The sequence below is a fragment of the Streptomyces sp. NPDC014734 genome (assembly GCF_043083325.1).
Taxonomy (GTDB): Bacteria; Actinomycetota; Actinomycetes; order Streptomycetales; family Streptomycetaceae; genus Streptomyces.
This window is the reverse complement of the sequence record NZ_JBIBYN010000039.1, coordinates 17,352-32,211: the sequence shown is the minus strand read 5'-3', so window position 1 is coordinate 32,211 and position 14,860 is coordinate 17,352. Positions and strand designations below refer to the sequence as shown.

Annotated in this window: 13 protein-coding genes and 2 pseudogenes; 6 read left to right on the top strand and 9 right to left on the bottom strand. The window is 69.1% G+C overall.

Annotation, left to right across the window (positions count from 1 at the left end):
* Positions 1 to 19: 19 nt before the first annotated feature.
* Positions 20 to 268 (bottom strand): hypothetical protein, encoded by a 249-nt coding sequence (locus ACF1CT_RS36120; protein WP_391788264.1) that lies wholly within the window; start codon positions 266 to 268, stop codon positions 20 to 22.
* A gap of 294 nt (positions 269 to 562) precedes the next feature.
* Positions 563 to 919: a DUF3099 domain-containing protein gene (locus ACF1CT_RS36115; RefSeq protein ID WP_391788263.1), complete on the bottom strand. Its 357-nt coding sequence runs from the start codon at positions 917 to 919 to the stop codon at positions 563 to 565.
* A 312-nt stretch (positions 920 to 1,231) separates the two neighbouring features.
* Here ACF1CT_RS36115 and ACF1CT_RS36110 point away from each other — a divergent pair, with 312 nt between their 5' ends.
* Positions 1,232 to 1,507, top strand: coding sequence for a GlsB/YeaQ/YmgE family stress response membrane protein (locus ACF1CT_RS36110; RefSeq protein ID WP_391788262.1), 276 nt, complete (start codon positions 1,232 to 1,234; stop codon positions 1,505 to 1,507).
* Positions 1,508 to 1,650: 143 nt separating this feature from the next.
* On the opposite strand, the gene tyrS is transcribed toward ACF1CT_RS36110, so the two are convergent.
* The 5 genes and pseudogenes from tyrS to ACF1CT_RS36085 all read right to left on the bottom strand — a co-directional run.
* On the bottom strand, positions 1,651 to 2,916 hold the full coding sequence (tyrS, locus tag ACF1CT_RS36105) for a tyrosine--tRNA ligase (RefSeq protein WP_391788261.1): 1,266 nt from the start codon (positions 2,914 to 2,916) through the stop codon (positions 1,651 to 1,653).
* Positions 2,917 to 3,257: 341 nt separating this feature from the next.
* Positions 3,258 to 4,652: a metallopeptidase TldD-related protein gene (locus ACF1CT_RS36100; RefSeq protein ID WP_391788260.1), complete on the bottom strand. Its 1,395-nt coding sequence runs from the start codon at positions 4,650 to 4,652 to the stop codon at positions 3,258 to 3,260.
* Positions 4,649 to 4,915: pseudogene (locus tag ACF1CT_RS36095) on the bottom strand (metallopeptidase TldD-related protein); the annotation flags it as partial. The gene ACF1CT_RS36100 and the pseudogene ACF1CT_RS36095, both read right to left, overlap by 4 nt.
* Positions 4,916 to 5,246: 331 nt before the next feature.
* Entirely contained in the window at positions 5,247 to 5,894 is a 648-nt protein-coding gene (locus ACF1CT_RS36090) for a DNA-binding protein (RefSeq protein WP_391788290.1), read from the bottom strand.
* Positions 5,895 to 6,212: 318 nt separating this feature from the next.
* Positions 6,213 to 6,401, bottom strand: a pseudogene (locus ACF1CT_RS36085) (helix-turn-helix domain-containing protein); the annotation flags it as partial.
* A 990-nt stretch (positions 6,402 to 7,391) separates the two neighbouring features.
* Here ACF1CT_RS36085 and ACF1CT_RS36080 point away from each other — a divergent pair.
* Complete coding sequence (locus ACF1CT_RS36080) at positions 7,392 to 8,258, top strand: radical SAM protein (protein WP_391788259.1); 867 nt, start codon at positions 7,392 to 7,394, stop codon at positions 8,256 to 8,258.
* A gap of 13 nt (positions 8,259 to 8,271) precedes the next feature.
* Positions 8,272 to 9,426, top strand: coding sequence for a methyltransferase domain-containing protein (locus ACF1CT_RS36075; RefSeq protein WP_391788258.1), 1,155 nt, complete (start codon positions 8,272 to 8,274; stop codon positions 9,424 to 9,426).
* A 656-nt stretch (positions 9,427 to 10,082) separates the two neighbouring features.
* Here the strand turns inward: ACF1CT_RS36075 and ACF1CT_RS36070 are convergent.
* Positions 10,083 to 11,597 carry a TldD/PmbA family protein gene (locus ACF1CT_RS36070; protein ID WP_391788257.1) on the bottom strand — a complete coding sequence of 505 codons (1,515 nt, stop codon included), beginning with the start codon at positions 11,595 to 11,597 and terminating at the stop codon, positions 10,083 to 10,085.
* A gap of 412 nt (positions 11,598 to 12,009) precedes the next feature.
* Here ACF1CT_RS36070 and fabG point away from each other — a divergent pair, with 412 nt between their 5' ends.
* The 3 genes from fabG to ACF1CT_RS36055 all read left to right on the top strand — a co-directional run bounded on the left by fabG (position 12,010) and on the right by ACF1CT_RS36055 (position 14,088).
* Positions 12,010 to 12,729, top strand: coding sequence for a 3-oxoacyl-[acyl-carrier-protein] reductase (gene fabG / locus ACF1CT_RS36065; RefSeq protein ID WP_391788256.1), 720 nt, complete (start codon positions 12,010 to 12,012; stop codon positions 12,727 to 12,729).
* Between the two features lie 5 nt (positions 12,730 to 12,734).
* Positions 12,735 to 13,502 (top strand): enoyl-ACP reductase FabI, encoded by a 768-nt coding sequence (gene fabI, locus ACF1CT_RS36060; protein WP_391788255.1) that lies wholly within the window; start codon positions 12,735 to 12,737, stop codon positions 13,500 to 13,502.
* Between the two features lie 196 nt (positions 13,503 to 13,698).
* Positions 13,699 to 14,088: a hypothetical protein gene (locus ACF1CT_RS36055; protein ID WP_391788254.1), complete on the top strand. Its 390-nt coding sequence runs from the start codon at positions 13,699 to 13,701 to the stop codon at positions 14,086 to 14,088.
* A 31-nt stretch (positions 14,089 to 14,119) separates the two neighbouring features.
* Here the strand turns inward: ACF1CT_RS36055 and ACF1CT_RS36050 are convergent, their stop codons facing one another.
* Complete coding sequence (locus tag ACF1CT_RS36050) at positions 14,120 to 14,794, bottom strand: FadR/GntR family transcriptional regulator (protein ID WP_391788253.1); 675 nt, start codon at positions 14,792 to 14,794, stop codon at positions 14,120 to 14,122.
* Positions 14,795 to 14,860 lie beyond the last annotated feature (66 nt).

Sequence of the window (14,860 nt, the reverse complement as noted above, 5' to 3'; positions counted from 1 at the left end):
CGCCGGGGACGGCAGGCCCTCAGGCGCCCCCCGGCCCGGACTCCCATTCCGCCAGCGTCACGACGTCCTTGAGGAAGCCACGGACGCCCAGGAACGAGGAGAGGTGTTCCCGGTGCTCCTCGCAGGCGAGCCAGGTCTTGCGGCGCTCCGGGGTGTGCAGCTTCGGGTTGTTCCAGGCCAGGACCCATACCGCGTCGGCCCGGCAGCCCTTGGCGGAACAGATGGGTGCGGCGGCGGCGCTCTCGGCGGCGGAATCGGGGAAGTTCACGGCCTCAACCCTAACGACCGTCGTGGGCGAGGCCGCACGTGCTGTCCCCGGCATTCCCGGCGGTCGTGTGACGGGCGGGAAAAAACGACGCCGAGCAGCCACGGGGGGAGCTGCCCGGCGTCGGTCCGTCGCTCCGACGGGGGATGCGGAGCGCTCACGAAGTATGTCACGCGGACCGGGGTCCGGTGCACCGTAACTCCACGATTGATCTGAGGTTTTCGCGATATCCGGGTGCGGCGCGGCCTCAACTGTGCCTGTGCGCAACCCTCGTACGGCACCGCGTCCCCGCGGGGCTCACGTGGTGTCCCCCTCGTGCCCGGCCCCGTCGGACGCCGATGTGCCGGAGACGCGGGGGGTGTCGAGTGCCGGTCGCACCGGTGCGGGGATGAACGTCGAGGGAAGTCCTGGGGTGGACTCGCGGCCGGCGTTGGCGATCACCACGGCCACGTACGGGAGCAGAGCTCCGAGGACCAGCGCCACGATCGCCACGTACCGCTCGACGTTCCACAGCGCCGCGGCCAGGATCACCGAGACCGTGCGCACCGACATCGAGATCACATAGCGCCGCTGTCTGCCGCGCACATCGTCCGCGAGCCCCTGCCGGGCCCCCGTGATCCGGAAGACCCCGTCGACACCGTTCTGCTTCCGCATCACGTCTCCACCACCCTTCCCCGGCACCGGATGGCCCGGGGAAGACCTCATTTCCGCGCCGGACCTGCCCGGACCGGACCGCGTCCACCGTACGCCCGGCCTCCGCCGGCTCCGCTACCGGGGCGCGTCGCGTTCGGCCGATCGCCGACCGGACCGCACCCACGGGCCGCGCCGGACCCCTGGCGCGGACCGGCGGGCGGTACCACCGGCCGTCCGGGGCGCCGCGTACGGACGCGCCCGGCGTGCGGGGCCCCGCCACCACGCCGAGACTGGGCCGCACATGCGCGACATCGCGTCGCACGAGGAGGCGACATGGGCTGGTTGTGGGCAATCATCGTGGGACTGGTGCTCGGCCTGATCGCGAAGGCGATCCTGCCGGGCAAACAGAACATCCCCATCTGGCTGACGATCATCTTCGGCATGATCGGCAGCGTGCTGGGCAACGCCGTCGCCACCTGGCTGGGGGTCAACGACACCAAGGGCATCGACTGGACGCGCCACCTGCTCCAGCTGATCGGTGCGGTGGTGGTCGTCGGCGTCGGCGACATGCTGTGGGCGTCGTTCCGCGGCAACAGACACCGATCCTGAACGGGGCATCCGTCCGAAAGGGGCATCCGTCCTGAACGGGGCGCGGACACCGCCCCGGGCCCGCCCGGAACGTCCGGACGGCGACGCACCGCGGCCGGACACGCCCCGTGCGTATCCGGCCGCGGCAGGTCGACGGCGAGGGATCAGCCGGTGACCTCGACGGCGGCGAGGTTCTTCTTGCCCCGGCGCAGCACCAGCCAGCGCCCGTGCAGCAACTGGTCACGGTCCGGCGCGCTCTCGCCGTCCGTGATCTTGACGTTGTTCAGGTACGCGCCGCCCTCCTTCACCGTGCGGCGGGCGCCCGACTTGCTCGGGGCCAGGCCGACCTCCACCAGGAGGTCCACCAGCGGGCCGGGTTCGGTGACCCGCGCGTGCGGAACCTCGGACAGCGCGGCGCCCAGCGTCGCCTCGTCCAGCTCGTCCAGCTCGCCCTGGCCGAAGAGCGCCTTCGACGCGGCGATGACCGCGGCGCACTGGTCGGCGCCGTGCACCAGCGTCGTCAGCTCCTCGGCCAGCGCGCGCTGCGCCGTCCGGGCCTGCGGACGCTCCTCGGTGACCTTCTCCAGCTCCTCCAGCTCCGCCGGGCTGCGGAAGCTGAGGATGCGGGAGTAACGGGAGACGTCCCGGTCGTCCACGTTCAGCCAGAACTGGTAGAAGGCGTACGGCGTCGTCATCGTCGGGTCGAGCCACACGGCCCCGCCCTCGGTCTTGCCGAACTTGGTCCCGTCCGCCTTCGTCATCAGCGGCGTCGCCAGCGCGTGCACCTCGGCACCCGGCTCCAGGCGGTGGATCAGGTCAAGGCCCGCGGTGAGGTTGCCCCACTGGTCGCTGCCGCCCTGCTGGAGGGTGCAGCCGTGGCGTCGGTACAGCTCCAGGAAGTCCATGCTCTGGAGCAACTGGTAGCTGAACTCGGTGTAACTGATGCCCTCGTCGGACTCCAGCCGCCGGGCGATGGACTCCTTGGTCAGCATCTTGTTGACGCGGAAGTGCTTGCCGATGTCGCGGAGGAACTCGATCGCGGACAGTCCCGCGGTCCAGTCCAGGTTGTTCACCATGACCGCCGCGTTCTCGCCCTCGAAGGAGAGGAACGGCTCGATCTGCGTCCGCAGCCGCGCCACCCACTCGGCGACCGTCGCCGGATCGTTCAGCGTGCGCTCGGCGGTCGGGCGCGGGTCACCGATCTGACCGGTGGCCCCGCCCACCAGGGCGAGCGGCCGCAGACCGGCCTGCTGGAGGCGGCGCATGGTGAGCACCTGCACCAGGTGGCCGACGTGCAGGCTCGCCGCGGTGGGGTCGTAGCCGCAATAGAACGTGACGGGGCCGTCCGCGAGAGCCTTGCGCAGTGCGTCCTCATCGGTGGACTGGGCGAACAGCCCGCGCCACTTCAGCTCGTCGACGATGTCCGTCACGGTTCTTTCTCTCCTCGGATGTGCATCAGATGTGCATCGGGACGCGGCACTCACGGATCGCGGTGTGCGCGGATCGTGGCATGTGCGTCGGATGGCGACAGCCAGTCTAAGGGCTGCCCCGTATCCGTGGTGGATCAGTGCGCGGCGCCGGATGCGGCGCATCGCGGGGCGGAGGGGCATTCGCCCACCGGATGCGTGCGGACGTTCCGGCAACGCCGCGAGGTGCCGTAGCTGTCGTCGCGCGCCCGGCGGGGATTACGGGACAGCCCTGGGCCGGGTCCCCGCGCCGCCGGCCGGCACCGGCCGGACGGCGGCGGTTCGAGGACCCGGCCCGGGCCGGGTCAGACGCCGGGACTCACCGAACTCATGTTGAAGTCCGGGATCCGCAGCGCGGGCATGGCCGCCCGGGTGAACCAGTCGCTCCACTCGCGCGGCAGCGTCTTCTCCGTACGGCCCGCCTCCGCGGCCCGCGACAGCAGGTCGACCGGCGACTCGTTGAACCGGAAGTTGTTCACCTCGCCGATGACCTCCCCGTCCTCGACGAGGTACACCCCGTCCCGGGTCAGCCCGGTCAGCAGCAGGGTCGCCGGATCGACCTCCCGGATGTACCACAGGCAGGTCAGCAGCAGCGCGCGGCCGGTCGTCGCCGCGACCATCTCCTCCAGCGATTGATCGCCGCCGCCGTCGAGCACCAGGTTGTCGGCGGCGGGTGCGACCGGCAGACCGGTCAGCCCCGCCGTGTGCCGGGTGGTCGTCAGATGCTCCAGCCGGCCGTCCCGGATCCAGTCGGTCGACGTCAGCGGCAGCCCGTTGTCGAAGACGGAGGCGCTGTCCCCGGAGGAGTGGGCGATCACGAACGGCGCCGATTCGAGCCCCGGCGCGTGCGGGTCGCTGCGCAGCGACAGCGGCAACGCGGACAGTGTCTCGCCGAGCCGTGTCCCGCCTCCCGGCCGGGAGAACGCCGTGCGTCCCTCCACGGCGTCCCGGGCCGCCGACGACCACAGCTGGTAGATCAGCAGGTCGGCCACGGCGGTCGGCGGCAGCAGCGTCTCGTACCGTCCGGCGGGCAGGTCGACGCGGCGCTCGGCCCAGCGCAGCCGCCGCGCCAGCTCCGTGTCGAGTCCGATCGGATCGACGTCCCCGAAGTCGCGGGTGGAGCGGCCCGCCCAGGTCGGGCGGGACCGGTCGGGCGACTTGGCGTTGAGTTCCAGGGTTCCGTTCGGCTGGTCGTGACGCAGCCGCAGCCCCGTCGACGTGCCCAGGTACGTCGAGGTCAGCTGGTGGTGGGCGAAGCCGTACAGCTCACGGCCGCCCGACCGGGCACGGGCGAACGCGTCGCCCAGCGCCGGGGCGAACTCCGCGAAGACGTCCGAACCGGTCTCGGCCGGGGCGTCCGCGAAGTCGGGCGAGGCCGGTACCCCGCCGACCAGCGGCTGGGCGTCCTCCGCCGGACCGGCCGCGCGCGCGGCGGCCTCGGCGGCCCGCACCAGCGGCTCCAGGTCGTCGGCGGTCACCGCGGACCGCGACACCACCCCGGACGCGGTGCCCCGCGCCCCGTCGACGGTCGCGACGACGGTGAGGGTCCGCCCGCGCGTCACGCCGTTCGTGGTGAGCGCGTTGCCGGCCCAGCGCAGATTCGCCGACGACTCCTCGTCGGCGATGACCACGCAGCCGTCGGCGGTGGACAGGTCGAGAGCCCGCTCGACGATCTCGTGCGGCTTGCTGACGCGGCTCATCGGCCGGCCTCCTGCGTCGTGTTGAGGATGTTCACGCCCCGGAACAGGGCGGAGGGGCAGCCGTGCGAGACGGCCGCGACCTGGCCCGGCTGGGCCTTGCCGCAGTTGAAGGCGCCGCCCAGCACATAGGTCTGCGGGCCGCCGACCTTCTCCATCGATCCCCAGAACTCCGTCGTCGTCGCCTGGTACGCGACATCGCGCAACTGCCCGGCCAGCCTGCCGTTCTCGATCCGGAAGAACCGCTGACCGGTGAACTGGAAGTTCTCCGCAAGGTCAGGGGGCATACCCTTGTGACCGGCATTTGTGCAGGTCAGGCGGTTATTCATGGTCTGCCCTCAATCCCTGTTCATACTGGTTGAAACCGGACAGTGCGGGTCCCGGTGATGACCCTGGTGACGACTGCGGGGCCTGTTCTGGGACGCCCTGCAAAGGCCTCGCGAGCGGTCGAATCAAGAGAGGGTACCTATCGGCTGCTGAGGTCGAGGGACGGCTCTCCGACGTTGGCCGGTAGGGAGGTTGCATGTGCGGACTTGGCCTTACTCGTGCTTGTAGAGGTGCCACTTTACGACCGGGGTTCGGCGTGATTCACGCCCTTCACATCGAGATGCCAGCACGCTTCGCCAACTTGGTCAGCCGTTCGTTGCTGCGCTTGTGCTTGGACAGCAGGACGCGTGTCAACTCCAGGCTGGTTGGATGGACTGCCGCCATTTCTGGAGTGACCCTCCATGCCTTCTCCAGGCTCTCCAGGGCTCCATCCTGGTCTCCTACGGCGAGTTGGGAGCGGCCCAGGTTCATGTAGAGAGGTCCGACGCGTGCAGCTGGGAGGGGCATTCCTCCGCGAATCAGGTCGTCTGCTGCATTCATTGCTTGGCGGTGTTGATCCATATCTGACGCGGTGGAGATTACGTGTGTGGCTGTGTTCTCTGCGCCGAAAAGGATTCCGTGCGCAGTGATATCTTCGGGAAAATACTCGGCGGCCCGCCATGCTGCTTGAATATGGCGATTGGTGGTTTGTTTATCCTTGAGCCGTCCCGCAAGGGTTAAGCCGCGCAGATGTAGAATGCCGAGGCCGTAGGCGCGTTCTCGCCCGGTGAGCGTCGATTCCGCATGAATCACGGAGCGGTCGATCAGGGCCAACCCTCCTTCAAAGTCGCCGGAGTTGAGGAAGGTGCCAGCCTCGTCTCGTGCAGCAACGATAGCTGCGATGGGGTCGGCTTGCTCTGCGGCGACAAGTTGCTTCATGGTGGCCAATTCGGCTAGGTGCATCCACCTGTGACGTGCGGCCAGCCAATAGACAATTCCGTATGTGTCAGATACCAGACCCCAAGACTTTGGTTTGCCAGTTAGGTGAGCGTGATTAGTCACTCGGGTGAGGAGCCTTGGGAGTCGCAGAAGGACTTGCGAAAGCTCTGCGTCCAGTCGGAGACGGTTGAGTTCGTCTACTTCTTTTTGTAGGGTCTCCGGGTGTTCCGGTGGATCCCCGGGAATGTTGAATCTGCGGATGGCCCAATCGAGGTCACCTAGATTCTTCTCCGGTGCACTCCCCAGGAGTTCGTCAAGGGTGATGTTCATGGCTTGAGCGAGTGAGGCGCCTACGCCTTGACTCAGTGCCCGGTCCCCTACCTCAATCTTGCTGAGGAGTGACACCGACACTCCTGCTCTTCGTGCTAGGGCCACTTGACTCAGGCCGATTTCCTTTCGGCGGGCCGCGACGTTGGAGCCTGGTCCGGGTACCTGCGTAGCGCTCATGGCGTGCGTCTTCCCCACTAGGTGACGGTCCTCACAACCCATGGTCGCAAATCCCTCCATGGCGTGCCCGGCCAAGTGTGCAAGAAGTGTGCAAGTCGCCTGGTCGTCCGAAGCGTTGACTCTTATGAGCGAGACCCCCGCGACCGCGTGAACGGCCCGGGGGCATGGCCAACGCTTTGAAGGAGCGTCGACATGAACAACCCTATCGCCTGGGTCCTCCGAGCCGCGCTTTGGTTCTTGAACCTGCCGCTGAGGGAGCATTTGGCCCGAACGGGGTCCGTGGCGCCTTCGTGTCACGGGGTGGTGGTGCGGTGATGGACTCCGAGGCGTGGGAAGAGGCGGATTGCCCGTGGCGGTCGTCGGTGGCCTTTCCGCCGTGCGAGTGCGGGGCGCCCGGGTGCCCTGATGACACCGCTCAGGTGGCGAAGGCGGATAGCTCCGTGCTTCTGGAACTTCGGGCTCGGGTCTGTGACGAGAACGCCCGGCGCGATTTCTGGAGGCTGTGATGGAGCCCCGAGGGATCAGTCTGCCTGCGGCGTCGCCTGCGGTGCAGGGGCGTGTTCTCCCGGCGCAGGTGCCGGTGGGGGTGCCGGTGTTCACGTCGGCACGGCAGTTGCGGCCTGGGCAGGTGGTGTTCGACCGGGCCAAGGAGATGCCTTGCATGGTGATCCATGCCCATGGCACGCGGGCCATGGTCGTACGGCCCGGTGGGCGGCCGTGGGAAGCGGAGTTGCGGCGGCTTTCTCCGGGGACCCACTACCACTGTCGTCAGCTCGATGCTTTGGCCGAGCACATCGCCTACCAACGACGAGGAGAACAGTAGGGGCGCGCTTTCCGCGCCGTATCAGGGCTCTGTGAAGGGTCAGGGCCCCGCCCTTCCTCGTGGCGGAGCGGCGGGGCCCACTTGGTCTTCCGCCTCGCCGTTGTTCAGGCGGCGGGGCGGGTCAGTGAACGCAGTGCACCACTCACTCAGGAGAGAGGAACGAAGCAATGACCACGTTCGTCGAGTTACCGACCCATGAGCCGGTGGGAAGTATCCAGTCCCTGGAGCTGGAGATCACCGGGAAGTGCCAACTGGCTTGCTCCCACTGCTTGTCGGAGTCGAGTCCACAGGCGAGTCACGGGAGCATGACCCTCGATGACTGGCTGACGGTGATCTCCGATGCCGCTGCGCTGGGCATCCGGACGATTCAGATCATCGGTGGGGAGCCGACGGTTCACCCGCACTGGCGGGACCTGACCGAACACGCGCTGACGCTCGGGCGTCACGTGGAGGTGTACAGCAATCTGTACACGGTGCATGAGGCGTGGTGGGACATCTTCACGCATCCTGCGGTGACGCTCGCGACCAGCTACTACAGCGATGAACCGGCCGAACATGACACGGTCACGGGCCGAGGAGGGAGCTACGTCCGGACTCGGTGCAACATCCGGGAGGCGGTGAACCGGGGTGTGACGGTTCGGGCGGGGATCGTGGAAGTCCTGCCGGGGCAACGGATTGAGCAGGCTCGTGCCGAACTGCAATCCATGGGGGTGACCCGGATCAACGTGGACCGGGCGCGTGCGGTGGGGCGGGCGTTGCTGCCGGGGCAGTCTCCTGCGCTGGATGAGATGTGCGGGCGGTGCACGCGTGGGCGGGCGGCTGTCCTGCCGAACGGGGATCTGGCGGGGTGCGTGCTGGCGCGGGACTTCCCGGTGGGGAACGTGCGTGAGGTGCGGTTGGCGGAACTGCTGGGCGGGGAGGCGTGGGCGGACCTCGCGGCCCGGGTTCCGCCACCCGCTCAAGGCGGCTGCCCGCCCAATGACAGCAGCGACTGCGACCCTGCGAACACCACCGCGTGTGCCCCCAAGTACTGAAAGGCTGGCGGGTATGGACGACTGGCACGGACCTGCGGGGCGGCTCGCGGACGAGGTGACGGACCCCGATTCGTGGTGGCTGGCGGCGGTGGCGAGCGTGCCCCGTCATGAGCTGGTGCCCCGTTGGTGGGAACGAGGCGTGGACGGTGCGGGCTGGGTGCTGCGTGACGGCGCGAGCGATCCGGAAGCATGGATGCGAGCGGCCTACTCGGACCGGTCGTTGGTCACCAGGGTCGGCGCCCGGCACGCCGATCACGCCGGGGCGGGTGAGTGGACGGGGGGACAGCCCACGTCGTCGGCCACCATGCCGGGCCTGGTGGTACGCATGCTCCGCCACGCCCGGTTGGGGGACAGGTTGTCGGTGCTGGACCTCGGTACCGGGAGCGGCGGGCTCACCGCGTATGCCGCTCGGCGGATCGGGGCCCGGCACGTGACCAGCCTGGACGTGGACCCCTATCTGACCCGCGTGGCCGGTGAGCGGCTGGCCCGGCTCGACATCTACCCGCACTTCGTTACCGCCGACGCAACCGAGCACGTACCCGGCCGCTACGACCGGATCGTTTCCACGGTTGGCCTGCCCGCCGGTGCCGGGCTGCGGCCCGTGCTCGCCGCGCTGGAACCGGGCGGGCACATCGCCACGACACTCGGGCGGACGTGCCTGATCATCACCGGGTGGAAGCACACCGACGGCGGTGTGGTCGGCCGGGTGGAACGTGACATGGCCGGGTTCATGGTCACCCGGTCCGGCGACGACTACCCGCCCGCACTCACGGAGTTGTTCGCCCTTGCACGGGGTGCGGACGGGGAAGACGTCGGGACGGGCCGCTACCCCGTCGTCGATGTGGCCGGGGCGTGGGAGCTGCGGTCCATGCTGGAACTGACCGTCCCCGGCGTGGAAGCCGCCTACGAGGAGCAAGGCGGCACGACCCGGACCGCGCTCCTGGTCCACCCCGACGGGTCGTGGGCTCGCGCTTCCGCCGACTGGATCGACCCGCCGGAAGTCCATCAGGGCGGCCCCCGAAAGCTGTGGAACGCCCTGGAACGCATCCGTAACCGCCTCAATGCGGAAGGGTCGTTGCCGCTGCTCGGCGCACGGGTCCGCATCACCCCGGACGGGGTGTGTCACTTCTCCCGTGGTGGGTGGAGTACGTCGTTCGGGGAGCCGTAGCCTCAGGCCCGGGTGCTCGCCTGCCTGCTTCTGACCGGCGAGCACGGACCCGTAGGTCAGGGACGGCGTTCCGGGGCGCGGGGCGTGTTTCTGCGGGAATCGGGAATGCGGAGATGCCCCGCCCGCCGACGTGTCCGTACAAGCCGGTGCCCGAATCGATCGCTGAGATTTTCAACGATCACATCGACACGTTGGGTACGTGGGGGGATCGGGGCTGGTTCTTCGAATCGCCCCGGTTGATCGAAAGGCATCCGTCCCATGACTGCTTCCTGGACCAGTTCAAGGCTGCTGCCAAAAGGGCGGGCACTCCCGGCTGCACCCCCAAGAGCTTTCGGCGCTTTTTGTCTCGGAGGCGATTCATGCCGGGATCCCGCTCTTTGAAGTCGCGGCGTGGGTCGGGCACCGGACTACGAGAACGACAGAACTGGTCTATGGGCACCTCGTCCGTCGTGCGACGGTTCGAGGGGCCCGGACCGTTCACAACCGGTTGGGGCTGAAGCGGGAGCCCTTCAGGGGCCTCGTCGTCCCGCCCTCGCTGACCCCGTCGGACGAGGACGTGGAGGGCTGGGACGACGTGGCCCAGAGAGGTTCGCTGTGATCGGGTGTCGACCTGGTGCGGACTTTGAGCCCGAGCGGCTACATGGTCGGACGCGCCCCTACTCGTTCGACGTGTTCAGGATATTCACACTTCGAAACAGTGCGGTCGGGCATCCGTGGGAGACGGCTGCGACCTGTCCAGGTTGGGCCTTTCCGCAGTTGAAGGCGCCTCCCAGCACGTAAGTAGAGGGTCCTCCCACAGCCTCCATGGAACTCCAGAACTCGGGTGTGACCCCCTGATAGGCAAAGTCCCGGATCTGCCCCTCAAGGCGGCCGTTCCGGATCGTGTATGCCCTCTGACCGGTGAACTGGAAGTTGTAGCGCTGCATGTCGATCGACCACGACCGGTCGCCGACCACGTAGATCCCGCGCTCCACCCCGCCGATCAGGTCCTGAGTGGAGGGACCGCCCGGCTCCGGCAGCAGCGACACGTTCGCCATCCGCTGCACCGGGACATGCCCCGGGGAGTCCGCGTACGCGCAGCCGTTGGACCGCCCCAGTCCCGTCAGCCTCGCCATCCGGCGGTCCAGCTGGTACCCGACCAGCGTCCCGTTCTCGATCAGGTTCCAGGACTGCGCCTCGACGCCCTCGTCGTCGTACCCGACGGTCGCCAGCCCGTGCTCGGCGGTCCGGTCACCGGTCACGTTCATCACGGACGAGCCGTACGCCAGCTCGCCCAACTTGTCGAAGGTGGCGAACGAGGTCCCCGCGTACGCCGCCTCGTAGCCCAGCGCCCGGTCCAGTTCGGTGGCGTGGCCGATCGACTCGTGAATGGTCAGCCACAGGTTCGACGGGTCGACGACCAGGTCGTACGCTCCCGCCTCGACGCCAGGTGCCCGCATCTTCTCGGCCAGCAGCCCGGGGATCTCGTCCAGCTCCCGGTCCCAGTCCCAGCCGGTCCCGGTCAGGTACTCCCAGCCGCGGCCCGCCGGCGGGGCGATCGTCCGCATCGAGTCGAACTCACCCGTGGTCCCGTTCACGGCGACCGCGGTGAACTCCGGGTGCAGCCGTACCCGTTGCTGCGTGGTGACGGTGCCCGCCGTGTCCGCGTAGAACTTGTTCTCGTGAACGGTGGTCAGCGAGGCGTCCACATGCGCGACCCCCTCCGCGCCGAGCAGCCGCCCGCTCCACTCGGCGAGCAGTCCCGCCTTCTCCTCGTCCGGCACGGAGAACGGGTCGATCTCGTAGGCCGAGACCCAGGTCCGCTCGCCGTGCACCGGCTCGTCCGCCAGCTCCACCCTCTCGTCGGACCCGGCCGCGGCGATCACTTTCGCCGACAGCTTCGCCATGGCGACGGCCTGCGAGGCCACTTTCGCCGCGGCGTCCATCGTCAGGTCCACACCCGACGCGAACCCCCACGCCCCGCCGTGCACCACGCGCACCGCGTACCCGAGATCGGTGGTGTCCGAGCTGCCGGCCGGCCGGGCGTCCCGCAGCCGCCAGGACGCGCTGCGCACCCGTTCGAAACGGAAGTCGGCGTGCGCGGCCCCGAGCGCCCGGGCGCGGGCGAGCGCCGCGTCGGCGAGGGCCCGCAGGGGCAGGGCGAGAAATGATGGATCGATGTCATGGGCCACGCGCGGCCTCCTCTTTTCGTCACACGCCCTCGGACCACGCACGCGGAGGTCCGGAACACGTGCCTCCGGACCGTGTGCGGGCGGCCCCGGATCACGTACTCCCGATCCCCGTACGCGGAAGTCCTGATCATGTACTTCGGATCATGCACGAGGAAGTGAAGCACGCCCGAAGCGGCGTCGCGCCGGAAATACCACCGAGGCGGACGGACACCGGCCCGCCCTTCCCGGCGGCCCCGGGAACGCTCCGGGGCCGCCGGACGGACCGGCCGGTACCGGAGGCGCCCGTTCGGGGCACACGCTGTAGGAATCCCACAGTGCCCGGGGTAAGGCGCTGTCAGGGGCCGATTCCTCGTGGGGCGGGTGGTACCGATAGGTTTCCGAGGTACCAGACCGCTATCGAAAGGGTGATCCGTTGAGCCGCTCGGTTCTCGTCACCGGAGGAAACCGGGGCATCGGCCTCGCCATCGCCCGTGCTTTCGCCGCCAACGGCGACAAGGTCGCGATCACCTACCGCTCCGGCGAGCCCCCGCAGGAACTCACCGAGGCGGGCTGCCTCGCCGTTCGTTGCGACATCACGGACGCCGATCAGGTGGAGCAGGCCTACAAGGAGATCGAGGACAAGCACGGCCCCGTCGAGGTACTGGTCGCCAACGCCGGTATCACGAAGGACCAGTTGCTGATGCGGATGTCGGAGGACGACTTCACGTCTGTGCTCGACACCAACCTCACCGGCACCTTCCGCGTCGTCAAGCGTGCCAACCGCGGCATGCTGCGCGCCAAGAAGGGACGCGTCGTCCTCATCTCCTCCGTCGTCGGGCTCCTCGGCTCGGCGGGGCAGGCGAACTACGCCGCGTCCAAGGCGGGACTGGTCGGCTTCGCCCGGTCGCTGGCCCGTGAACTCGGCTCGCGGAACATCACTTTCAACGTCGTCGCACCCGGATTCGTCGACACCGACATGACCCAGGTGCTCAGCGAGGAACAGCGCAAGGGCATCGTCTCGCAGGTGCCGCTCGGCCGCTACGCGCAGCCCGAGGAGATCGCCTCCGCGGTGCGCTTCCTCGCCTCCGACGACGCGTCGTACATCACTGGAGCCGTCATCCCCGTTGACGGCGGATTGGGCATGGGTCACTGATCAGCATGAGCGGAATTCTCGACGGCAAGCGCATCCTCGTCACCGGTGTGCTGATGGAGTCGTCCATCGCCTTCCACGTCGCCAAGGTGGCCCAGGAGCAGGGTGCCGAAGTCATCCTGACCGCCTTTCCGCGGCCCACGCTGACGGAGCGCATCGCCAAGAAGCTGCCGAAGCCGGCCAAGGTCATCGAGCTCGACGTGACCAACACCGAGCACCTGGACCGGCTCGCGGGTCTGGTCCGTGACGAGCTCGGTTCGCTCGACGGCGTCGTCCACTCCATCGGCTTCGCGCCCCAGGACGCGCTCGGCGGCAACTTCCTGAACACCCCGTTCGAGTCCGTCTCCACCGCGATGCACGTCTCGGCGTTCTCGCTGAAGTCGCTCGCCATGGCCTGCAAGCCGTTGATGGGCGACGGCGGCTCGATCGTCGGTCTCACCTTCGACGCGCAGTTCGCCTGGCCGCAGTACGACTGGATGGGCCCGGCCAAGGCGGCGCTGGAGGCCACCTCCCGCTACCTCGCCCGCGACCTGGGCGGGGACGACATCCGCTGCAACCTGGTCTCGGCCGGACCGCTCCGCTCCATGGCGGCGAAGTCCATTCCGGGCTTCACCGATCTGGCGAAGGTGTGGGACAGCCGTTCCCCGCTGGCCTGGGACATGGAGGACCCGGAGCCGGCCGGTCGCGGCATCGTCGCCCTGCTCTCCGACTTCTTCCCGAAGACGACGGGCGAGATCATCCACGTCGACGGCGGCGTGCACATGATGGGCGCCTGACCCCCGTACGGGACGGGCCACGGGACGGCCGCGTACCGCCTGCTCGCAGGTGGTACGCGGCCGTCCCGCGTCGACGCGGGCCCCTTCGGGTCCGAGGAGGCGCGGGCTTCCCCCTCTCGGGTCGAGAAGACGGACGATCCACCGCAGAATGTGGAGGAACCGGACTTCTGGTCAGGCCGCGGGGGAGGAGGTCGCCGTGCGCTCCACCCGTACCCGTCCCCGGGACCTGCCCGCGGTCGCCCTGATCGTCGCCGGACTCCTCGCCCCCGCGGGCATATCCGCCGGGCTGTCCGTCGTCGGCCGGACGGGAACCGGGGCGGCCGTCCCGGCCGCGCCCACTTCCGGGCCCGCCGGAGCGGAATGCCGCACGTCGGTGCTGGGCTCGCACGTCGTCGCCTACTGCCACAACCCCTACCCCTCCACCGACCGCGTCCAGCTGCACACCGAATGCCGACGCTGGTGGGACGTGGACGCGGACGCGGCCCCCGTCGACGTCGGCCCCGGACGGACCGTGCGGATCGACGACCGCTGCTGGAAGGAAGTCGGGTCCGTGTGGGTCACGCACCGGGTCCTCGACGACGCCTGAGAGCCTCTCGGGTGGCCTTCGGCTCGCGGGCTCAGACCCGGTCCATGAGGCAGCTCCGCGTATAGCTCGCCGCCTCGGCCGCCGCCGCCTCGGCGTCGCCCGCCCGGATCGCCTCGACCAGCCGGCCGTGGTCCATGTGGTCCTCCGGCCGGAGCTCATGGCCCACATCGCCCCTGAGGTAGTCGCGCAGCAGGTCGCCCAGATCCGCGTAGAGGCCGGTCAGTACATCGTTGTGCGAGGCCGCGACCACGGCCAGGTGCAGCGTCGCGTCCGCCGCCACGAACGCCTCGGCGTCCCCCGCGGCCCAGGTCTCCTCCCGGCGCGCGATGAGCGCGTCCAACTGCTTCATGTCCCGCTCGGTGCGCCGGACGGCGGCAAGTCGCGCGGCGGACGACTCCAGAGTGGAGCGCAACTCGGCGATGTGCTGGGGATCGGCGGTGGCGAACCGGCGGTGCATCACCCCGGCCAGCTCGCTGGTGGCGACCACGTAGGTGCCCGAGCCCTGCCGGATGTCCAGCAGGCCGTTGTGCGCGAGCGCGCGCACGGCCTCGCGGACCGTGTTGCGGGCCACGCCCAGTTGTTCCACCAGCTCGGGCTCGGTGGGAATGCGCGAACCCACGGGCCACTCGCCCGAGGTGATCTGATTCCTCAGCTGTGCGATCACCTGGTCGGCGAGTGCCGAACGCCGCGGAGACGTCAGCGCCATGGTGCTCCTTGCTCGGGTCGTGGGGCGCCCGGGAGACAGTGGTGCGTTCCCGGACCCCGGCCGTTT